At 70.7% G+C, this 20,486-nt stretch carries 19 protein-coding genes, 1 tRNA gene and 1 pseudogene; 8 read left to right on the forward strand and 13 right to left on the reverse strand.

The annotated features are described in order from the left end of the window. Nucleotides 1-98: 98 nt before the first annotated feature. On the forward strand, nucleotides 99-1,277 hold the full coding sequence (locus ACFWU6_RS07645) for a hypothetical protein (protein WP_383979237.1): 1,179 nt from the start codon (nucleotides 99-101) through the stop codon (nucleotides 1,275-1,277). Nucleotides 1,278-1,287: 10 nt separating this feature from the next. Here the strand turns inward: ACFWU6_RS07645 and ACFWU6_RS07650 are convergent, their stop codons facing one another. Further along, entirely contained in the window at nucleotides 1,288-1,830 is a 543-nt protein-coding gene (locus tag ACFWU6_RS07650; protein WP_383799935.1) for a YbjN domain-containing protein, read from the reverse strand. A 122-nt stretch (nucleotides 1,831-1,952) separates the two neighbouring features. Then, nucleotides 1,953-4,553, reverse strand: coding sequence for an ATP-dependent chaperone ClpB (gene clpB, locus ACFWU6_RS07655; protein WP_383979241.1), 2,601 nt, complete (start codon nucleotides 4,551-4,553; stop codon nucleotides 1,953-1,955). A 192-nt stretch (nucleotides 4,554-4,745) separates the two neighbouring features. Here clpB and ACFWU6_RS07660 point away from each other — a divergent pair, with 192 nt between their 5' ends. Further along, a complete protein-coding gene (locus ACFWU6_RS07660) occupies nucleotides 4,746-5,159 on the forward strand; it encodes a pyridoxamine 5'-phosphate oxidase family protein (protein WP_383979244.1) in 414 nt (137 codons plus the stop codon). A 133-nt stretch (nucleotides 5,160-5,292) separates the two neighbouring features. Here ACFWU6_RS07660 and ACFWU6_RS07665 read toward each other — a convergent pair whose 3' ends face one another. Continuing rightward, nucleotides 5,293-5,607 (reverse strand): (2Fe-2S)-binding protein, encoded by a 315-nt coding sequence (locus ACFWU6_RS07665; RefSeq protein ID WP_351275361.1) that lies wholly within the window; start codon nucleotides 5,605-5,607, stop codon nucleotides 5,293-5,295. 416 nt (nucleotides 5,608-6,023) lie between these two features. Between ACFWU6_RS07665 and ACFWU6_RS07670 the strand changes: the two genes are divergently transcribed. Next, a complete protein-coding gene (locus tag ACFWU6_RS07670) occupies nucleotides 6,024-7,022 on the forward strand; it encodes a helix-turn-helix transcriptional regulator (RefSeq protein ID WP_383799944.1) in 999 nt (332 codons plus the stop codon). A gap of 93 nt (nucleotides 7,023-7,115) precedes the next feature. Here ACFWU6_RS07670 and ACFWU6_RS07675 read toward each other — a convergent pair whose 3' ends face one another. From ACFWU6_RS07675 to dnaK, 4 genes are read right to left on the reverse strand one after another with little or no spacing between them, the layout of a single operon-like run. Beyond that, nucleotides 7,116-7,586, reverse strand: coding sequence for a heat shock protein transcriptional repressor HspR (locus tag ACFWU6_RS07675; protein WP_383799947.1), 471 nt, complete (start codon nucleotides 7,584-7,586; stop codon nucleotides 7,116-7,118). A gap of 1 nt (nucleotide 7,587) precedes the next feature. After that, nucleotides 7,588-8,775: a molecular chaperone DnaJ gene (gene dnaJ, locus ACFWU6_RS07680; RefSeq protein ID WP_383799950.1), complete on the reverse strand. Its 1,188-nt coding sequence runs from the start codon at nucleotides 8,773-8,775 to the stop codon at nucleotides 7,588-7,590. Between the two features lie 39 nt (nucleotides 8,776-8,814). Further along, a complete protein-coding gene (gene grpE, locus ACFWU6_RS07685) occupies nucleotides 8,815-9,492 on the reverse strand; it encodes a nucleotide exchange factor GrpE (RefSeq protein ID WP_383799953.1) in 678 nt (225 codons plus the stop codon). Beyond that, nucleotides 9,492-11,339: a molecular chaperone DnaK gene (gene dnaK, locus ACFWU6_RS07690; RefSeq protein ID WP_383799956.1), complete on the reverse strand. Its 1,848-nt coding sequence runs from the start codon at nucleotides 11,337-11,339 to the stop codon at nucleotides 9,492-9,494. The genes grpE and dnaK overlap by 1 nt, the downstream gene beginning before the upstream one ends. 252 nt (nucleotides 11,340-11,591) lie before the next feature. Here dnaK and ACFWU6_RS07695 point away from each other — a divergent pair, with 252 nt between their 5' ends. From ACFWU6_RS07695 to ACFWU6_RS07705, 3 genes and pseudogenes are all read left to right on the forward strand, one after another. Then, the gene (locus ACFWU6_RS07695) at nucleotides 11,592-12,122 is read left to right on the forward strand and encodes a sugar transferase (RefSeq protein WP_383799959.1); all 531 of its coding nucleotides are present in this window, start codon (nucleotides 11,592-11,594) and stop codon (nucleotides 12,120-12,122) included. A 111-nt stretch (nucleotides 12,123-12,233) separates the two neighbouring features. After that, nucleotides 12,234-14,486, forward strand: a pseudogene (locus ACFWU6_RS07700) (heterodisulfide reductase-related iron-sulfur binding cluster); the annotation flags it as partial. 937 nt (nucleotides 14,487-15,423) lie between these two features. Continuing rightward, nucleotides 15,424-16,323 carry a Yip1 family protein gene (locus ACFWU6_RS07705; RefSeq protein ID WP_383808548.1) on the forward strand — a complete coding sequence of 300 codons (900 nt, stop codon included), beginning with the start codon at nucleotides 15,424-15,426 and terminating at the stop codon, nucleotides 16,321-16,323. Nucleotides 16,324-16,432: 109 nt separating this feature from the next. Here the strand turns inward: ACFWU6_RS07705 and ACFWU6_RS07710 are convergent, their stop codons facing one another. From ACFWU6_RS07710 to ACFWU6_RS07720, 3 genes are all read right to left on the reverse strand, one after another. Further along, nucleotides 16,433-16,930: a phosphoribosyltransferase gene (locus ACFWU6_RS07710; RefSeq protein WP_383808551.1), complete on the reverse strand. Its 498-nt coding sequence runs from the start codon at nucleotides 16,928-16,930 to the stop codon at nucleotides 16,433-16,435. After that, nucleotides 16,927-17,514 carry a dCTP deaminase gene (gene dcd / locus ACFWU6_RS07715; protein ID WP_383808554.1) on the reverse strand — a complete coding sequence of 196 codons (588 nt, stop codon included), beginning with the start codon at nucleotides 17,512-17,514 and terminating at the stop codon, nucleotides 16,927-16,929. The genes ACFWU6_RS07710 and dcd overlap by 4 nt, the downstream gene beginning before the upstream one ends. Nucleotides 17,515-17,592: 78 nt before the next feature. Continuing rightward, nucleotides 17,593-17,808: a hypothetical protein gene (locus ACFWU6_RS07720; RefSeq protein ID WP_383808557.1), complete on the reverse strand. Its 216-nt coding sequence runs from the start codon at nucleotides 17,806-17,808 to the stop codon at nucleotides 17,593-17,595. A 179-nt stretch (nucleotides 17,809-17,987) separates the two neighbouring features. Between ACFWU6_RS07720 and ACFWU6_RS07725 the strand changes: the two genes are divergently transcribed. Next, nucleotides 17,988-18,058: transfer RNA gene (locus ACFWU6_RS07725), tRNA-Gly, on the forward strand. A 610-nt stretch (nucleotides 18,059-18,668) separates the two neighbouring features. Here the strand turns inward: ACFWU6_RS07725 and ACFWU6_RS07730 are convergent. From ACFWU6_RS07730 to ACFWU6_RS07740, 3 genes are all read right to left on the reverse strand, one after another. Further along, on the reverse strand, nucleotides 18,669-19,106 hold the full coding sequence (locus ACFWU6_RS07730; RefSeq protein WP_383808560.1) for an NUDIX domain-containing protein: 438 nt from the start codon (nucleotides 19,104-19,106) through the stop codon (nucleotides 18,669-18,671). Then, complete coding sequence (locus ACFWU6_RS07735; RefSeq protein WP_383979300.1) at nucleotides 19,103-19,405, reverse strand: SDR family oxidoreductase; 303 nt, start codon at nucleotides 19,403-19,405, stop codon at nucleotides 19,103-19,105. Before ACFWU6_RS07735 ends, ACFWU6_RS07730 begins: the two co-directional genes overlap by 4 nt. 165 nt (nucleotides 19,406-19,570) lie before the next feature. Further along, nucleotides 19,571-20,020: a hypothetical protein gene (locus tag ACFWU6_RS07740; RefSeq protein WP_383979247.1), complete on the reverse strand. Its 450-nt coding sequence runs from the start codon at nucleotides 20,018-20,020 to the stop codon at nucleotides 19,571-19,573. A 291-nt stretch (nucleotides 20,021-20,311) separates the two neighbouring features. Here ACFWU6_RS07740 and ACFWU6_RS07745 point away from each other — a divergent pair, with 291 nt between their 5' ends. Beyond that, a complete protein-coding gene (locus tag ACFWU6_RS07745; protein ID WP_383979250.1) occupies nucleotides 20,312-20,467 on the forward strand; it encodes a hypothetical protein in 156 nt (51 codons plus the stop codon). The last annotated feature ends 19 nt before the right edge of the window (nucleotides 20,468-20,486 follow it).

Below are 20,486 nucleotides of genomic sequence, written 5' to 3' on the forward strand. Positions count from 1 at the left end.
GGGTGGGCGGGGCCGGTGTGAAGCTGGCGGCCTGGAAAGTGCCCGAAGGTCTCATCGTCGGATGAGCGTGATCACGAAGCTCAGGAAAGTCGGGATGGATGGCAACGGGCCGAGCCTGGGTGTCCGCGTCGCCCCTGGAGGTCCGGGCCCTCAAGGCCGTCCGCTCCGCCGTCCCGGCGACCGTGCTCGCGCTGGGGGTGTTCACCGCCGTGCGGGGCGCCGGGGTCCTCGTGCTCGGACTCGGGGCCTGGTGGGCGGGGCGCGACCCCATCCAGGTCCTCGGCGGGTCCTGGGACTCCGGCTGGTACCTGGGGATAGCCGGCCACGGCTACGGGCGCACCCTGATGTGGCCCGGCACCGGCTCCGTCCAGAGCGACTACGCCTTCTTCCCGCTGTACCCGGTGCTGATACGGGCCGTCTCGGCGGTGCTGCCCGGCGGCCTCATGGCCGCCGGGCTCTTCGTCGCCTGGGCGGCGGCCGCGGTCGCCGCCCTCGGCGTCTACCGGGTCGGGGAGCGCCTCGCCGGGGCCCGCGCCGGGCTGCTGCTCGTGGCCCTGTGGGCGGCCCTGCCGCACGCCGTGGTGCTGACCATGGCCTACACGGAGTCCCTGCTCGCCGCGCTCGCCGCCTGGGCCCTGTACGCCCTGCTGCGGGGCCGGTGGCTGTGGGCCGCGGGCCTCGCCGTCCTCGCCGGGCTGACCCGGCCCACCGGGCTCGCCGTCGCGGCCGCCGTGTGCGCCGTCGCGCTGCACGCGGTCGTCGTGCGCGGCTCCCGGTCGCCCGCGGTGTGGACGGCCGGGCTGCTGGCCCCGGCGGGCTGGGCCGCGTACGTCCTCGCCGTCGGGATGCGGGTGGACGACCCGCTCGGCGGCTACTTCACCGTGCAGCGGCGCTGGGGCTCCCGCTTCGACTTCGGCGTCGGGGCGCTGCGCTCCGCGGAGCGCGTGCTGACCGGCGGGCACGTACCGCTCGCGACCACAGTGACCGTGGTGCTGCTGGCCGCGGCGGGGCTGCTGGCGGTGCTGCTGGTGCTGGACCGGACCCCGCCGGCCCTGCTCGCCTACACCGGGGTGCTGCTGCTGATCACCTTCGGCGGCGCCGGCTTCTTCGAGTCGAAGCCCCGTTTCCTGCTCCCGGCCTTCCCGCTGCTGCTGCCGGTCGCCGCCGCGATGGCGAGAGCCCGGCTGCGCACCTCGGTCGTGGTGACCGCGGGGCTGGCCGGGCTCTCCTGCGGCTACGGGCTCTACCTGCTGCTCGTGGCACGCGTACCGCTGTGACGTGCGACGCCTACGCGTCGTCGCCGTTCGTGTCCCCGTCGCCCTCGGCGGAGTCGACGTCCTTCTCCAGGCCGAGCTGCTCGACGAGCCACTTGTCGAACTCGATGGACGCGCGGACCCAGCTGACCGTGGAGGACACGAAGTGCTCCAGGCTCACGCCGGTGCCGATCAGCATCTGCGCCTCACCGATCAGACGGACCGAGCCGTCGTCGTGGGTGTGGCTGTAGACCTTCGGCCACAGGGTGCGGCGGTTCCAGTCGTCGATCGACTCGAGCAGCTGCGGCTTCTCGTCGATCTTGTGCGGGCGGTCGTAGAAGGTCCGCACGGAGAAGACCTGCTGCTCGTCCTCGCCGCGGAACATGAAGTACGTGCGGAACTCCTCCCACGGCGCCGCGAGGTCGCCCTCGTCGTCGACGACGTACTTGAGCTCCATCTGCTCCAGCAGCTGCTTGACCAGATCCTGGTCGGGGACGACGGGGCCCGCCGGTCCTGTGGCCTGCGGATCGGGCTGCTGCCCTCCGAAGTTCGGAATCGAGGCCGGGTCGATGCTCACCGTGATTTTCCCTTCGTGCGGATACCTTCATCCTCCACCATCGCGCCCACTCCGTGTCCACCCCCGGCGCCCCGATCCGCTCCGGGCGGACACGGGGGCCGCGCCGGGGGCGGGAGCGGACCTCAGCGGGCCTTGCCCACCAGCAGGTCCTCCCCCGCCACGTCGACCCGCACGGTGTCCCCGTCCCGGACCTCGCCCGAGAGGATCTCCTTGGCGAGGCGGTCACCGATCGCCGTCTGGATCAGGCGGCGCAGCGGCCGCGCACCGTACGCCGGGTCGTTGCCCTTGTCCGCCAGCCAGGCCAGCGCCCCGGGCGTCACGTCCAGGGTGAGGCGCCGCTCGGCCAGCCGCGCGGCCAGCCGGCCGATCTGGAGCCGGGCGATGTGGGCCAGCTCGTCGCCGCTCAGCGCGGAGAAGACCACCAGGTCGTCCAGCCGGTTGAGGAATTCCGGCTTGAAGGAGCTCCTGACCACGGTCAGGACCTGCTCCTTCTTCTGCTCCACGGGGGTGGCCGGGTCCATCAGGAACTGGCTGCCCAGGTTGGAGGTCAGGATCAGGATCGTGTTGCGGAAGTCAACGGTGCGGCCCTGGCCGTCCGTGAGGCGGCCGTCGTCCAGGACCTGGAGCAGGACGTCGAAGACCTCGGGGTGGGCCTTCTCGACCTCGTCCAGCAGCACCACGCTGTACGGGCGGCGGCGGACGGCCTCGGTGAGCTGGCCGCCCTCCTCGTAGCCGACGTAGCCGGGCGGGGCGCCGACGAGGCGGGCCACGCTGTGCTTCTCGCCGTACTCCGACATGTCGATGCGGATCATGGCCCGCTCGTCGTCGAAGAGGAAGTCCGCGAGGGCCTTGGCCAGCTCCGTCTTGCCCACGCCGGTCGGGCCCAGGAAGAGGAACGAGCCCGTCGGGCGGTCCGGGTCGGCGATGCCGGCCCGGGTGCGGCGCACGGCGTCGGAGACGGCGCGTACCGCCTCGCCCTGGCCGATCAGGCGGCGGCCCAGCCCCTCCTCCATGCGCAGCAGCTTCTGCGTCTCGCCCTCCAGCAGGCGGCCCGCGGGGATGCCGGTCCAGGCGCCGACCACGTCGGCGATGTCGTCGGGACCGACCTCGTCCTTGACCATGCTGTCCTTGGCCGTGCCCGACTTGGTCGCCTCGGCCTCCTCCTCGGTGGCCTCGGCCAGCTCGCGCTCCAGGCCGGGGATCTCCCCGTAGAGCAGCTTCGAGGCGGAGTCGAAGTCGCCGTCGCGCTGGGCGCGCTCGGCCTGGCCGCGCAGGTCGTCCAGGCGCTCCTTGAGCTCGCCGACGCGGTTGAGGGACTGCTTCTCCTTCTCCCAGCGGGCGGTGAGGCCCCGCAGGTCCTCCTCCTTGTCGGCGAGGTCCTTGCGGATCTTCTCGAGGCGCTCGCGGGAGGCCGGGTCGGACTCGTTCTTCAGCGCCAGCTCCTCCATCCGCAGGCGGTCCACGGAGCGCTGGAGCTCGTCGATCTCCAGCGGGGAGGAGTCGATCTCCATGCGCAGCCGGGACGCGGCCTCGTCCACCAGGTCGATGGCCTTGTCGGGGAGGAAGCGGGAGGTGATGTACCGGTCGGACAGGGTGGCCGCGGCGACCAGCGCGCTGTCGTTGATGACCACCTTGTGGTGGGCCTCGTAGCGGCCCTTGAGCCCGCGCAGGATCGCGATCGTGTCCTCGACGGACGGCTCGGCGACCAGCACCTGCTGGAAGCGCCGCTCCAGCGCCGGGTCCTTCTCGATGCGCTCGCGGTACTCGTCGAGGGTGGTGGCGCCGACCATGCGCAGCTCGCCGCGGGCCAGCATGGGCTTGAGCATGTTGCCCGCGTCCATGGCGGAGTCCCCGCCGGCGCCCGCGCCGACGACGGTGTGCAGCTCGTCGATGAAGGTGATGATCTGGCCGTCGCTCGACTTGATCTCGCCGAGGACGGTCTTGAGCCGCTCCTCGAACTCGCCGCGGTACTTGGCGCCGGCGACCATCGCCCCGAGGTCCAGGGAGACGAGCCGCTTGTTCTTCAGGGACTCGGGGACGTCGCCCTTGACGATGCGCTGGGCCAGGCCCTCGACGACGGCCGTCTTGCCGACGCCGGGGTCGCCGATCAGCACCGGGTTGTTCTTCGTACGGCGCGAGAGCACCTGGACGACGCGGCGGATCTCCTGGTCTCGGCCGATCACCGGATCGAGCTTGCCCTCGCGCGCGGCGGCCGTGAAGTCGGTGCCGAACTTCTCCAGGGCCTTGTACTGGCCCTCGGGATCGGGGGTGGTCACCCGGCGTCCTCCTCGTGCGTCCTCGAATGCGGCCAGCAGCTTCTTCGCGCTCGCGCCCTGGCCGGAAAGTGCCTCACCGGCCGCGCCGCCCTTGGCGGCGACGGCGATGAGGAGGTGTTCGGTGGAGAGGTACTCGTCGCCGAGCCTGCCCGCCTCGGCGTCGGCCTCGGCCAGTACGGCGAGCAGCTCGCGGGTGGGCTGCGGGGGCGCGACCGTGGAGCCGGTGACGCTGGGCAGGCCCGCGAGCACCCGCTCGGCGCCGTTGCGCACGGCCGCCTGGTCCGCGTCGGTCGCGGCGATCAGGTCGATGACGTTCTCGTTGTCCTCGCCGGCGAGCAGCGCCAGCAGCAGGTGCGCGGGGGTCAGATCGGCATGGCCGTCCTTGACGGCCCGGCTGGTGGCCGCGTTCAGCGCGTCCCGGCTCTTGTTGGTCAGCTCGGCGTCCACTGCGCCTTCTCCTCTCCCCAGGGGGTAACCATGACAGAGACAGCGTATGCAAAGTTGAGTCTATTCCACTCAAGCAAGAGAGCGGTACTCCCGGCGCGCCCCGATGCGGCCGGGCGGCGCCCCGATACGGCCGGACCTGCCCGGGGGTGGCCGCGGCCGGCCGGAGCCGCCGGTGCCCGTACCCTTCGGGCCATGTCCCACGACGTACTCAACCCGACGCCCGAGTACCTCGCCTTCTGGCAGGAACGGCACGTCTGCACGCTGACCACGCACCGGCCCGACGGATCGCCCCACGTGGTGCCGGTGGGCGTGACGTACGACCCCGGGGTCGGGCTGGCCCGGGTGATCAGCAACAGGCACAGCAGGAAGGTCCGCAACATCCTGGTGGCCTGCGCCGCGGAGCCGGCGGGGGCGAGGGTCGCGGTCTGCCAGATGGAGGGGCGCCGCTGGGCCACCCTGGAGGGGCGCGCGGTGGTCCGTACGGACGAGGCGTCGGTCGCCGACGCGGTGGCGCGCTACGCGCAGCGGTACGGGCGGGTGCCCTCGCCCAATCCCGACCGGGTGGTCGTGGAGATCACCCTGGACAGGGCCATGGGGCGGGCCTGAGCCGCGCGGGATTCAACTTGTCCGGTCGAGCACTGGACGCGGACATCACAACGGCGCCATCGTGGTCAGGTCCACGATGGCGCCGTTGTGTGGGGGAAGCGCCTGAGCGATCTGCAACGACGGGGGAATCGCTTCAGGCACTGCGGGGGGTGGCGGTGGTGATGTCGGGTTCGAAGAGCTGGTGGTCGCGCTGATCAAGGTTGACGAAGACCATTCCGTAGCGCACCTCGCAGCGGACGGGCTGCGGCGCGCCACGAGGCCGGCGCAGGCACCGATAGGCACGTACGTCCTCGTCCTCCTCGCGCACGACGACGATCGGCTGACCGAACAAGGTGACCATCAGCGAGTCCCCGGAGTACGGGATCGCCGTGGCGAGATCGATGAACTGCCAGCCGGAGCGGTAGGCAGAGGCCATTTCGCGGCGGAAGCCGCGGTCGTCGGGGGTCATGCGTCCGACGACTTCCCACCCACACCCCAGCCGCTGTCGGTCTGCGCACCGGTCGGCGCGTTCCCCCAGCCGCTGTCGTCCTTGGGCGACGACGGTCCCCACCCGCTGTCGGCCTGGACGGCCCCCCAGCCGCTGTCGCTCGAGCCGGTGGGACCGGCCCCCCAGCCACTGTCGGCAGGCGCGCTGCCCCAGTCGCTGTCCGCGAGCGAGATTCCACCGACAGCAGCAGCCGAAGAGAGAGCAATGGCAGCCACCGAGCGAAGCAATTTCTTGTACATGGTCGACGTTGTCCTCACTTGATGGATTCCTCTCCCCCGCATCTCAGACGATGACTGATCGAGCCACGCCATTGCCACCGTGGCGATGCATCATGTTCCTGTACATGCAGGACCCTGGGGGTGGGAGATTTGCCGACTATGCGCATAAACCAGACACATCCCCATGCGGTGACGGCCCTGTGCGACCTCGGGGCCGAGCTGTACGCAAGTGCGCTCAGCTCTGGTCGAATCGCCCGCGAAGAGGTCGAGCAGGTGCCCTGCCTGCTGGAATTCGCGCTGCTGCACCCTGATCCGGACGACGACAACTGGCTCCGCCCGGTTCCACCCTCGGTGGCATTGGCTCAACGCCTCCACCCGCTGGAAAGGGAGATCCTGCAACGCAGGCGCTCTTCCATCGAGCTTACCGAAGCATTTGAGCCATTTATGGCCATCAGCGCGCTGACCCCCGCACCCACGCACGCGATCACCGTGCTGGAGGGATTCAACAGGATCAACGCGGCGCTGAACGTCGCGACCGCCGAGTGCCAGGGCGAAATGCTCACCATCCAGCCGGGCGGCGGGCGTTCCGAGCACATTCTCAACCAGGCGATCGAGCGGGACCAGCCGCTCATCCGACGCGGCGTCAGCATGCGCACCCTCTACCAGCACACCGTCCGGCACAGCCGCGGCACGATGGCCTACGTCGACCGGATGGCCAGCGGGAAGGTCGAGATCCGGACGTTGGAGGAGCTGGTCGAGCGGCTCATCATCTGTGACGAATCGGTCGCTTTCATACCGGCCAGCGACGACCAGCAGATCGCCCTGGAGCTCCGCCACCCGGCCCTCGTGCGCTATCTGGTGCGCGTCTTCGAGCAGCTGTGGCGCCGGGCGACCCCGCTCAACGAGCAGATCCCCTACGACCCCACGCCCTCGGGCATCTCCGGCGTGCAGCGCTCCATCGCCCAGCTCCTCGTCGAAGGGCACGTGGACGAGGCCATCGCCCGTCGGCTGGGCATGAACGTCCGCACCTGCCGTGCGCACATCGCCAAGCTCGCCACCGCCCTGGGCAGCGGCAGCCGGGCCCAACTGGGCTACCTCATCGCCCAGTCGGGCATCCTCGGCCGGGTATCGGGCCCCGCCCGGGAGCCGCGGCTCTGACGGCGCCCGCGCCCGTACGCCGAAGGCCCCGCCGGCGGACCGGGCGGGGCCTTCGCACACATCGCGCGCGGACGGTTCGGTCCGGCGGTCCGTTCAGTCCAGCGGACGCTTGGGCGTGGGACGCCACACGACCAGGGCGCTGCCGGGCCGCGGCGGCTGGTACGGGACCAGGTCGCGCCGGTACGAGGCGTGCACCTGCGCCTCGCGGGCCTGGAGCGTGGCCGCCGCGCCGTCCACCGCGGCGGAGAGCTCGGCCACGCGCTGCTGGAGCGCGGCGACCTGGTTCTCCAGCTCGATGATCCGCTTGATGCCGGCGAGGTTGATGCCCTCGTCCTGGGACAGCGCCTGCACCGTGCGGAGCAGCTCGATGTCGCGGGCCGAGTACCGCCGGCCGCGGCCGGCCGTACGGTCCGGGGAGACGAGGCCGAGCCGGTCGTACTGCCGCAGGGTCTGCGGATGCAGACCCGAGAGCTGGGCGGCCACCGAGATCACGTAGACCGGGGTCTCGTCGGTGAGCTGGTACGCCCCACCCAGACGGGAGGACTGTCGTCGGCGGCCGTCCATCTCATGCTCCCTTCGCGGACTCGAACAGGGCGGAGCGCGGGTCTTCCGACTCCGTCGCCTCGCGGTAGGTCTCCAGCGCCTCGCGCGCCTTGTCCGACAGCTCTGCCGGAACGGCGATCTCCACCGTCACCAGCAGGTCGCCGCGGGTGCCGTCCTTGCGGACCGCTCCCTTGCCGCGGGCCCGCATGGTCCGGCCGCCGGGGGTGCCCGCCGGCAGCTTCAGCGTCACCGAGGGGCCGTTCAGGGTCGGGACCTTGATCTCGGCGCCCAGGGCCGCCTCGGCGAAGGTCACCGGGACGGTGACCGTCAGGTTGTCGTCCTTGCGGCCGAACACCGGGTGGGAGTCGACGTGCACGACGACGTAGAGGTCACCCCCGGGACCTCCGCGCTCGCCCGGCGCACCCTTGCCGCGCAGCCGGATCCGCTGGCCGTCGGAGACGCCCGCCGGAATCCGGACCTGCATGGTGCGCGAGGAGCGGGCGCGCCCGCTGCCCTTGCAGATGTCGCAGGGGGTCTCCGCGATCAGGCCGCGGCCCTTGCAGTCCGCACAGGGGTCGGTCAGCGAGAAGCCGCCGCCGCTGCCCCGCGAGACCTGGCCGGTGCCGACGCAGGTCGGGCACACCCGGGGGGTGCCGTTCTTGTCGCCGGTGCCCGAACAGGCCTTGCAGGGGGACTGGGAGGACATCCGGAGCGGGACCGTGGCCCCGTCCACCGCCTCCGTGAAGGAGAGGGTGACCTCCGACTCGATGTCCTGGCCGCGGCGCGGCTGGGCACGGGTGCCCGTACCGGCGCCCGCGCCGGCGCCGCCGCGGTTGAACAAGCCGCCGAAGACGTCACCGAGGCCGCCGCCGAAGCCGCCCGGAGCGCCCTGCTGCTGCCCGCCGAAGAGGTCGCCGAGGTCGAAGTTGGAGAAGCCGCCGCCCCCGCCGGGACCGGGGCGGAAGCCCCCGTTGCCGAACAGGGCGCGGGCCTCGTCGTACTCCTTGCGCTTCTTGGGGTCGCCGAGGACGTCGTTCGCCTCGGAGACCTCCTTGAAGCGCTCCTCCGCCGAGGCGTCGCCCTTGTTGGCGTCCGGGTGGAACTCGCGGGCGAGCTTCCGGTACGCCTTCTTGATCTCGGCCTCGGTGGCGTCCTTCGGGACACCGAGGACCTTGTAGTAGTCCTTCTCGACGAAGTCCTTCGTGCTCATCCCCGGTGTCCCTCCTCTCGTGCCTCTACGTGTGGTGCATCAGCCCTCGTCGGGGGCATCCGCGTCCTTGTCCGACGGTGCTTCGCCTTCCGCGGACGCGGAGTCGGAGCCCGCGGACTTGGGGGCCGCCCCCGGCTGGGGCTCGGCCACCGCGACCCGTGCGGGACGGATCGTACGCTCGCCGATGCGGTACCCCGGCTGCAGGATCGCCACGCAGGTCGTCTCGGTGACGTCCGGCGCGTACGAGTGCATCAGGGCCTCGTGGATCGTCGGGTCGAAGGGCTCGCCCTCCTTGCCGAACTGCTGCAGGCCCATCTTGGCGGCGACCGTCTCCAGCGATTCGGCCACCGACTTGAAGCCGCCGACCAGCTCGCCGTGCTCCCGCGCCCGGCCGACGTCGTCCAGGGTCGGGAGCAGCTCGCTCAGGAGGGACGCGACCGCGACCTCCTTGACGGTGATCCGGTCCCGGTCCACCCGGCGGCGGTAGTTCTGGTACTCGGCCTGGAGCCGCTGGAGGTCCGCGGTGCGCTCGGAGAGCGCCGTACGGGCCTGGTCCAGCTGCGCCAGCAGCGCCGTTTCCCGGCCGCCGGACTCAGCCTCGCCCCCGGCCGGAGCCGCCTCCTCCTCCGTGGCGGAGTCGGCGGCCTCCGGCTCGTCGGGCGTGCCGTCGGCGGGGACTTCGGGCTTCTCGTCGAATCCCGGGGTCTCCTCCGACATCAGGCAGCGCCACCCTTCGGCTTCTCGTCGTCGACGATCTCGGCGTCGACCACGTCGTCGTCGGCCTTGGCCTGGCCCGCGTCACCGGGGGCGCCGGCGGCACCCTGGGCGGCCTGCGCGTCGGCGTAGATCGCCTGGCCCAGCTTCTGGCTGACCGCGGCGAGCTTCTCCGTCGCGGTGCGGATCTCGGCCGTGTCCTCGCCCTTGAGGCTCTCCTTCAGCTCGGAGACGGCCGTCTCGACCTCGGCCTTGACGTCGGCCGGGACCTTGTCCTCGTTGTCCTTGACGAACTTCTCCGTCTGGTAGACGAGCTGCTCGCCCTGGTTGCGGGACTCGGCGGCCTCCTTGCGGCGCAGGTCCTCGTCCGCGTACTGCTCGGCCTCCTGGCGCATGCGGTCGACCTCGTCCTTGCCGAGCGAAGAGCCGCCGGTGACGGTCATCTTCTGCTCCTTGCCCGTGCCGAGGTCCTTGGCCGTGACGTGCATGATGCCGTTCGCGTCGATGTCGAAGGAGACCTCGATCTGCGGGACGCCGCGCGGGGCCGGCGGCAGGCCCGTCAGCTCGAACATGCCGAGCTTCTTGTTGTACGCCGCGATCTCGCGCTCGCCCTGGTAGACCTGGATCTGCACGGACGGCTGGTTGTCCTCGGCCGTCGTGAAGATCTCGGACCGCTTGGTCGGGATCGTGGTGTTGCGCTCGATGAGCTTGGTCATGATGCCGCCCTTGGTCTCGATGCCGAGGGACAGCGGGGTCACGTCGAGGAGCAGGACGTCCTTGACCTCACCCTTGAGCACGCCCGCCTGGAGGGTCGCGCCGATGGCGACGACCTCGTCCGGGTTGACGCCCTTGTTGGCGTCCTGACCGCCGGTGAGCTCCTTGACGAGCTCGGCGACGGCCGGCATGCGGGTGGAGCCGCCGACCAGGACCACGTGGTCGATCTCGGACAGGTTGATGCCCGCGTCCTTGATGACGTTGTGGAACGGGGTCTTGCAGCGGTCGAGCAGGTCCGCGGTCAGCTGCTGGAACTGCGAGCGCGTGAGCTTCTCGTCCAGGTGCAGCGGGCCCTCGGCGGAGGCCGTGATGTAGGGCAGGTTGATCGAGGTCTCCGTGGAGGAGGACAGCTCGATCTTCGCCTTCTCGGCGGCCTCGCGCAGGCGCTGGAGCGCCATCTTGTCCTTGGACAGGTCGACGCCGTGGCCGTTCTGGAACTGCTTCACCAGGTAGTCGACGACGCGCTGGTCCCAGTCGTCGCCACCGAGGTGGTTGTCGCCGTTGGTGGCCTTGACCTCGACGACGCCGTCGCCGATCTCGAGGAGCGAGACGTCGAAGGTGCCGCCACCGAGGTCGAAGACGAGAATGGTCTGGTCGTCCTTGTCGAGGCCGTAGGCCAGGGCGGCCGCCGTCGGCTCGTTGACGATGCGCAGGACGTTCAGGCCCGCGATCTCACCGGCCTCCTTCGTCGCCTGGCGCTCGGAGTCGTTGAAGTAGGCCGGGACGGTGATGACCGCGTCCGTGACCTTCTCGCCCAGGTAGGCCTCGGCGTCGCGCTTCAGCTTCTGCAGGATGAAGGCGCTCATCTGCTGCGGGTTGAAGTCCTTGCCATCCAGGTTGATCTTCCAGTCAGTGCCCATGTGGCGCTTGACGGAGCGGATGGTGCGGTCCACGTTCGTGACCGCCTGGCGCTTCGCGACCTCGCCGACGAGCACCTCGCCGTTCTTGGCGAAGGCGACGACGGACGGCGTGGTCCTGGCGCCCTCGGCGTTGGTGATGACGGTGGGCTCGCCGCCTTCCAGAACGCTGACGACGGAGTTAGTGGTGCCCAGGTCGATGCCGACCGCACGTGCCATTTCGATTCCTCCAGCTGACTTGAGTGGAACAGACTCAACCATGCACGATCCCCGCGCCTGCGTCAACAGAGCTGAGTCGGGGAGGCTCAACCTTTAGGCGCTCCTTACGCGCAACCGCGCGACCCCGCCCCGCCGCCGCCCGGGCCGCACCCGGTCCCGGTGGGCCGCAACCACACCCGAACGGGTGCAGTCGATATCCGCCCGCCGGTGCGCCGCGCCGGGCGCGGCGCACCCGTGCGGGACCGTTCCGGCATGCCTCTGACGCTCGCCGCCCTCCCCTTCCCGCGGCCGGCCGCACCCCCGGCCAAACGGGTGCTCGACCTGGTCGGGGCGGCGCTGCTGCTGCTCGTCTGCGCCGTGCCGCTCGCCCTGGCCGCCGCGGCCCTCGCGCCCGCCCACGGCCGCCGGGTCCTCGTACGGGAGCCCGCCGCGGGGCTTGCGGGGCGGCCGTTCCGGACCTGGCGGCTGCGCACGGACGGCGCGGGCCGCCTCGGCGCGGCCGTGGAGCGGTGCGCCCTCGACGTGCTGCCGCAGCTGGTCAACGTGGCCCGCGGGGAGATGTCCCTGGTCGGCCCGCGCCCGGAGGCCCGCACCGACCGCCCCGATCGGCTGCTGGTACGCCCGGGAATGACCGGATTGTGGCAAGTGAGCGCACGCTCCGACCTCCCCTGGGAGGAGATGGCCCTGCTCGACCGGCACTATGTGGAGAGCCATTGGCTGGGGATGGATCTCGCGATCCTCGCGCAGACCCCTCGGGCGGCCTTCCGACAGAGGCTCGCCTGAGCGACACAGATCACCGCACGCTCGCCTACATTGCGGCGCGGGGAATGGGTAACCTCAAGCCTTGACTCAATAAGTTACCGCTTAGTAGTCCCCGCCCGAGGAGCCCTCCCCATGCAACTCGCCGCGATCATCGTGTCGCTGGTCCTGACCGTGGTCGGCGTCGCGCTGCTCGCCCGAGCCGTGGCGCAGATCTACCGGTTCGTGAAGATCGGCCAACCCGTACCGGCAGGCAGCCGTACGGACGACCCGAAGGCCCGAACCCTCACCCTCGCCCGGGAGTTCCTCGGCCACAGCCGGATGAACCGCTGGGGCATCGTCGGCTTCGCGCACTGGTTCGTCGCGATCGGCTTCCTGACGCTGCCGCCGACGCTGGCGCAGGCGTACGGCCAGCTCTTCCAGGCCGACTGGACGCTGCCGGTCCTCGGCGGCTTCCTGCCGTTCGAGCTGTACATCGAGTTCATCGGCGTGATGACGATCCTCGGCATCCTCGTGCTGATCGCCATCCGGCTGCTGAACCTGCCCTCCCGGGCCGGCCGCAAGTCCCGCTTCACCGGCTCAAAGGCCTGGCAGGCGTACTTCGTCGAGTACATCATCCTGACCATCGGCCTCGCGATCCTGACGCTGCGCGGCCTCGAGGGCGCGATCCACCACGTCGACCACTACGAGCCGGCGTACTTCCTGTCGTACCCGCTGGTGCTGGCCTTCAAGGGCCTCTCGGTCGGCACGCTGCAGAACCTCATCTACTTCACCGCGATGATCAAGATCGGCACCTCGCTGATCTGGATGATCGTGGTCTCGCTCAACACCAACATGGGTGTCGCCTGGCACCGCTTCCTCGGCTTCCCGAACATCTGGTTCAAGCGGAACGCGGACGGCGCCGTCGCGCTCGGCGAGCTCAAGCCGATGACGTCCGGCGGCAAGGAGATCGACTTCGAGGACCCGGGCGAGGACGACGTCTTCGGCGTCTCCCAGGTCGAGCAGTTCTCCTGGAAGGGCATCCTCGACTTCTCCACCTGCACCGAGTGCGGCCGCTGCCAGTCGCAGTGCCCCGCCTGGAACACCGGCAAGCCGCTGTCCCCGAAGCTCCTGATCATGTCCCTGCGCGACCACGCGCACGCCAAGGCCCCGTACCTGCTCGCGGGCGGCGGCAAGGACATGGAGGGCAACGAGAAGGCCACGGCGGAGCAGCTGAAGGACGTCCCCGCCTCCGCCCTCGCCGAGGCCGAGCGCCCGCTCATCGGGACGGCCGAGGAGAACGGCGTCATCGACCCGGACGTGCTGTGGTCGTGCACCACGTGCGGCGCGTGCGTGGAGCAGTGCCCGGTCGACATCGAGCACATCGACCACATCGTCGACATGCGGCGCTACCAGGTGATGATCGAGAGCGCGTTCCCGTCGGAGGCGGGCACGATGCTCAAGAACCTGGAGAAGAAGGGCAACCCCTGGGGCCTGGCGAAGAAGCAGCGCGTCGAGTGGACCAAGGAGGTGGACTTCGAGGTCCCGATCATCGGGAAGGACGCGGAGGACCTCTCCGAGTTCGACTACCTGTACTGGGTGGGCTGCGCCGGCGCGCTGGAGGACCGGGCCAAGAAGACGACGAAGGCCTTCGCCGAGCTGCTGAACATCGCGGGCGTCAAGTTCGCGATCATGGGCGGCGACGAGAAGTGCACCGGCGACTCCCCGCGCCGCCTGGGCAACGAGCCGCTGTTCCAGCAGCTGGGCCAGGAGAACGTGGCCATGCTGAACATGGCCTTCGGCGAGGACGACGACGATCCGGAGACGAAGAAGCCGAAGTCGGCGAAGCGGATCGTCTCGACCTGCCCGCACTGCTTCAACACCATCGCGAACGAGTACCCGCAGCTGGGCGGCGAGTACGAGGTCATCCACCACACGCAGCTGCTCCAGCACCTGATCGACGAGGGCCGGCTGACGCCGGTGACGCCGGTCGAGGGCCTGATCACGTACCACGACCCGTGCTACCTGGGCCGGCACAACAAGGTCTACACGCCGCCGCGCGAGATCATGTCGGCCGTGCCGGGCCTGCGGCAGCAGGAGATGCACCGCCACAAGGAGCGGGGCTTCTGCTGTGGCGCCGGCGGCGCGCGGATGTGGATGGAGGAGCGGATCGGCAAGCGCATCAACAACGAGCGCGTCGACGAGGCCCTGTCCCTGAACCCGGACATCGTCTCGACCGCGTGCCCGTTCTGCCTGGTGATGCTTACCGACTCGGTCAACGGCAAGAAGAACGACGGCCAGGCCAAGGAGTCCGTCCAGGTGGTGGACGTGGCGCAGCTGCTGCTGGAGTCGGTGAAGACCGCGGAACCGATCGCGGAGCCGGAGCCGGAGCCGGAGCCGGAGCCTGCGGCGGCCGAGCCGAAGCCGGAGCCCGCCGCGGAGGCCGAGCCGAAGGCGGACCCCGCCCCGGCGGCGGCCCCGACGCCGGAGGCGAAGCCCGCTCCGGCGGCAGCCCCGGTGGTAGCGGCGAAGCCCGCCGCTGCGGCTGAGCCGAAGGCGGAGCCCACCCCGGCTCCGGCCCCGAAGGCGGAGCCGGTCAAGGCCGAGCCCGTGGCGGCGGAGCCGAAGCCGGCCACCGCCCCGGCGGAGCCGGCCGAGCCGCAGGCGAAGCCCGCCCCGGCAAAGCCGGCCGAGCCGCAGCCGGAGCCCACCCCGGTGGCGGCTCCCGTAGCTGCCCCGACCGCCCCCGCGGCAGCGGCAAAGCCCGCCGCCGAGGCCGAGGCGGAGCCCGCCCCGGCTCCGGCCCCGAAGGCGGAGCCGGTCAAGGCCGAGCCCGTGGCGGCGGAGCCGAAGCCGGCCGCCACCCCGGCGGAGCCGGCCGAGCCGAAGGCGGAGCCCGCCCCGGTGGAGGCTCCCGTGGCTGCCCCGACCGCCCCCGCGGCAGCGGCAAAGCCCGCCGCCGAGGCCGAGGCGGAGCCCGCCCCGGCGGCGCCGGTCGAGCCGAAGGCAGGGTCGGTCAAGCCCGAGCCGACGGCGGAGTCGGCCGAGGACAAGGCCGAGGACGGCGCCGAGGGCGCGCCGGAGGCGGCGGACGACAGCAAGTAGTCGCCGCCGGTCCACGGCACGACGGAACACCGGAACGGCCGGTCCCCCGCCCAGGGGGACCGGCCGTTCCGCTGCGCGCGGCGAGCACCGGCCCCGCCGAACGCCGCCGAACGCCGCCGCGGCACGGGGGTGGGGACAACCCCCCGGGGTTCCCCTAGGGGATGTCACAGGTCAGCCGCAAAGGCCGCGTGTTCCGGCCGCCCGGCCACCGGGACCCGCCGGACCAGGTACGTTCGATCACGTGGCTGGATTCAGGATCGGACGCGGCCGGGACAACAACCGCACCCCGCAACAACCCCCGCAGCAACAGCCGTACGGGCAGCAACCGCCGCCGCCGTACGGCCGGCAGCCCTACCCTCCGCAGCAGCAGTGGCCCTCACAGGCCCAGGCTGCCGGGGGCCACGGCGAGCCCGAGTACTTCGACCCGTACGGCCAGCAGCCGCCGGAGCGGCCCCCGTACGGCCACGGAGCACCCGGCGCCCCCGGGCCCTCGTACGGTGACGACAACCCGGGCCACACCCGGGCGTTCTCCATCGGCGAGGACCCGTACAGCCAGGGCGCGACCTACCAGGCGGGCGCGGCCGCGGCCGCCCCGGCCGGCCCGCGGCTGCCGTGGAAGGAACTGCTCCGCGGCATCGTGACGCGCCCGGGGCAGACCTTCCTCCAGATGCGCGACCACGCCGTCTGGGGCCCCGCGCTGACCGTGACCTTCCTCTACGGGATGCTCGCGGTCTTCGGCTTCGACAAGGCCCGCGAGGACGTCATCAAGGCGACCCTCAGCGCGGCCGTCCCGATCGTCCTCAGCACCGGCGTCGCCTTCGTGATCTGCGGCCTGATCCTGGGCGCGGTCACCCACACCCTGGCCCGCCAGCTGGGCGGTGACGGCGCCTGGCAGCCCACGGTGGGCCTGTCGATGCTGGTCATGTCCATCACGGACGCGCCGCGCCTGCTGTTCGCCGTGTTCCTCGGCGGCGACAACATGGTCGTCCAGGTCCTGGGCTGGGCCACCTGGGTGGCGGCCGGCGCGCTGTTCACCTCGCTGATCAGCAAGTCGCACGACCTGCCGTGGCCGAAGGCGCTGGGCGCGTCGGCCATCCAGCTCATCGCGCTGCTGTCGCTCATCAAGCTGGGCACGCTCTAGCCGGTGCTGTGACCGGGAAGGGCCCGCCGCGCGGTTCACCTGCGCGGCGGGCCCTTCATCCGTACGTCGGCCGAAGCTCGGTCATGACCATGACCATGAACCCGGCCGGTCAGGCGTCGAGGACCTGGCCCTCGCGCTTGACCACGGGCGGCTCGACCGACCAGGGGAAGTTGATCCACTCGTCGGTCTTCTTCCACACGTACTCGCACTTCACGAGCGAGTGGGACTTCTCGTAGATGACGGCGGAGCGCACCTCGGCGACGTGCCCGAGGCAGAAGTCGTGCACCAGCTTGAGCGTCTTGCCCGTGTCGGCGACGTCGTCGGCGATCAGCACCTTCTTGTTCGTGAAGTCGATCGCCTCGGGCACGGGCGCCAGCATGACCGGCATCTCCAGCGTGGTCCCGACGCCGGTGTAGAACTCGACGTTCACCAGGTGGATGTTCTTGCAGTCGAGCGCGTACGCCAGACCGCCGGCGACGAACACCCCGCCGCGGGCGATGCTCAGGATCACGTCGGGCTCGTAGCCGTCGTCGGCGACGGTCTGCGCCAGCTCGCGCACGGCCCGCCCGAACCCTTCGTAGTTCAGGTTCTCGCGTACTTCGCTCATGCCTCGTGCCTCACCTGGGTGCGGTGGAAGTTCTGGAAGGAGCGCGAGGCGGTCGGCCCGCGCTGCCCCTGGTACCTGGAGCCGTACCGCTCGCTGCCGTACGGGAACTCCGCGGGCGAGCTGAGCCGGAAGAGGCACAGCTGCCCGATCTTCATGCCCGGCCAGAGCTTGATCGGCAGCGTGGCGAGGTTCGACAGCTCCAGGGTCACGTGGCCCGAGAAGCCGGGGTCGATGAACCCTGCGGTCGAATGCGTCACCAGGCCGAGCCGGCCGAGGCTGGACTTCCCCTCCAGCCGGGAGGCGATGTCGTCGGGCAGCGAGATGACCTCGTACGTCGAGGCCAGGACGAACTCGCCCGGGTGCAGGATGAACGCCTCGTCGCCCTCCGGCTCGACCAGCCGGGTCAGGTCGGACTGCTCGGTGGCGGGGTCGATGTGGGCGTACCGGTGATTCTCGAACACCCGGAAGAACCGGTCGAGACGCACGTCGATGCTGGAGGGCTGCACCATCGACTCGTCGAAGGGGTCGATGCGAACCCGCCCGCTGTCGAGCTCGGCCCGGATGTCTTTGTCAGAGAGAAGCACGTCCCGAGGATACGCAGAGCGCGCGGGCCACCCCCAATCGAGAGCGGGCCCCGCGCGCCCGCCCGTACGCCCCTGCGCCTACCGCTTGACGGCGCCGGCACCCACGGGCACGGCCTGCCTCAGCCGCGCGCACCGCGGACACCGCAGCAACCGCCCGGGCCCGATCCGGCCGGCACCGAGGTGCTGCAGCGGAAACGAGGCGGTACTGAACACGTGCCCTTCGGCACAACGGACGACGGTGTGATCCATCGAGTCCCTTTCCCCAACGAGCCCTACGGCGATGAATCGCCACATTAGGGGATGAACGGGACCCACTCCAGCCGCCGCTCCGAACCCCCACGGTACGCCCCAACTCCCGCCCCCACACGCCCCGGTACCCACCCCACACGCCGACGGCCCCAGGGCAAATTCACCGGGGGCCGACGATGGGGTAGAGTGAGCGACGATACGAATCCGGGCAACTGGACCGTAGTGCGGATGTAGTTTAATGGTAGAACATGAGCTTCCCAAGCTTATAGCGCGGGTTCGATTCCCGTCATCCGCTCTTCCAAGAAGGCCCAGGTCAGCGACCTGGGCCTTCTTCGTTGTCTAGACCTCTTAGAGCCCGCGTGCCAGTCGCGTGCCATACGTGCCGTAACGGGGCGTCAGATTGGGGCCTGAGCCGCCGCTCGCTACGGCAGGGCACGGCCGACGTGACCCTGCCGGTCCGACATTTGGCCGTGCTGCACTCGTTGCAGGGGTAGCGCACGTAGGCCCTGTGCTCCTTCATCCGGGCTTTGGCTTCCTCAAGCATCCGGAGCGTCCTCAAGGCCACGTCGGTGGCGGATCCGCCCTGCGGTGGTGGCGGGAGGAACTGACCGGTCCCGCGGGCGTCGTCCATCCACTGGTTCAGCCCCTCGACGGTGACATCGGCGGATTCTCCTCTTCTGGTGCCTACGCGTTGAGCGTTCTACTCCTGGGGCTGAGAGCAGGCAGGACCGGCAAAGAATCTGCAAGTCATGCATGTGATGGCTGTCACATGTCGCATGGGCTATGCCGTTCTCTTCGGATCACCTCGCTGACCAGGTGAAGATGCGTCGGCGCCTCCTGTCATGGGCACCGGGGCCAACGCAATTCAGCGTTGGCCCCGGTGGCATGTCCGCATGGTTGTACGGCTAGACCACGACTCCGGCCCCGAGCGTGCCGGCACCGATGGCGTCCCGCAGGACGTGGGCGATCTCCTCGGGCTTGAGGTTGATGCCGTCGAGGCCTTCCAGGGTCATCGGGATCTCCTCCAACGCGTACTCGCCGCGTCCCTCGGCGCTGAACTCGGGGCCGGTGCGGTCCTCGAAGGACCACGTCGCGATGCGGGCGAGGTAGAAGAGCTGACGCTCGTCGTCGGACTCCATCGTGTGCAGGAGGCGGACGATGTCGGCCTTCCCCGCGATCTCCTCGTGGATCTCCCGCTGGAGGGCGGCCTCCCGGGACTCGTCGCTCTCCTCGACCCCGCCACCGGGCAGCACCCAGTACACGGGGATTCCGGGCTTGGTGCGGCGGATGACCAGCATCGTGTCGTCCGCGGTGACGAGGACGGCTCGGACTCGTTCCTTCATTTCGCTCTGTCTCCTTGCTTGTTGACGTCATAGTGCAGCAGCCAGCCGCCGTCGATGTGGACGGATTGCCCAGTGATGAACGACGCGGACGGGCCGACGAGGAACGCCACCAGGGCCGCCACGTCTTCGGGGCGTCCGCGTCGCGGGACGCACTGGCGGTTGATCTGGTCTTCCGGGCGGGCGCGGTGGTGGGCGGGGATGGCGGTTTCCGCTTCCACCTCGATGGCGCCGGACAGGACGGTGTTGACGCAGATGCCGTACGGGCCGAGCGCGCGGGCGAGGGAACGGGTCAGGCCCAGGAGGCCTGCCTTGGCGGTGCTGAGGGCGACTGCGCGGAGGCGTACTCGGACTGGGCCATGACTCGGACTGGGCCATGACTCCGACTACCGCGAGTCCGGCAGCCGTGCCGAGCGCCCACACCCAGCTCAGGACCGTCCCCAGCGGGTCGGATAACGGAGCCCGGCTCACCGTCCCGCCTCTCGCACGGCGGGGTGCCGAGCGGTGCCGACCACTCGGGAGGGAGCGACGTGGAACGTCGGGAGTTCATCCTCGCCTCCAGCGGTTACGCGCTGTCCGCACTTGGCCTGCCCGACATGGACAGCGTCACCCGCCGGACCAAGACCGCTTCCGCCGGAGCCGTCCGCGTCGGCCAGGGCGAGGTGGCTGCCGTACGCCACATGGTGAAAGCCCTCGGCGACTCCGCATCCGAACTCGGCGGAGGCCACGCCCGCCACCTGGCCGTCCGCTACCTCACCCAGGACGTCGCCCCCTGGCTCGAAGGCCGCTTCACCGAGGCCACCGGACGCGAACTGTTCGCCGCCACCTCCCAGCTCGTCCACCTCGCCGGCTGGATGGCCCAGGACGAAGGCGACACCCCCGAACTCCGCGGTCTCGCCCAGCGCTACTACGCACACTCCTTCCGCCTGGCGGCCGAAGCCGGCGACCCCGAGCTGTCCGCCACCGCACTCTTGAGGCCTCGCCGTCCAGTGCGTCGACCTCGGCTACCGAGCCGAAGCCGTCCAGCTCGGCGAAGCCTGCGTGGACTACGGCCGCAACCTCGACAACCCCCGCGCCCTCGCCTACTACGAGGCCACACTCGCCAACGCCGCAGCCCAGGACGACGACCGCCGCATGGCCACCAAGCACCTCGCTTCCTAGCCGACCTCGGCGGCGTACGCCTCCGTCAGGGCGACGTGGACGGAGCCATGGCCACCTGGCGCGACTTCCTCGACTGCGCCGACGGCATCCGTTCCGTGAAGGTCCAGGCCGCCCTCCAGGACTTGCGCGTCCGTCTGCGCCGGTACAGCGGAGTGCCGGAGGCCCAGGATCTCCGAGAGCGCGCGGCTCGCGTTTCGGAGTGACCAGGAGGGACCCGGGCGA

Origin of the sequence: Streptomyces sp. NPDC058674 (genome assembly GCF_042716505.1) — a bacterium.
Lineage (GTDB): Bacteria > Actinomycetota > Actinomycetes > Streptomycetales > Streptomycetaceae > Streptomyces.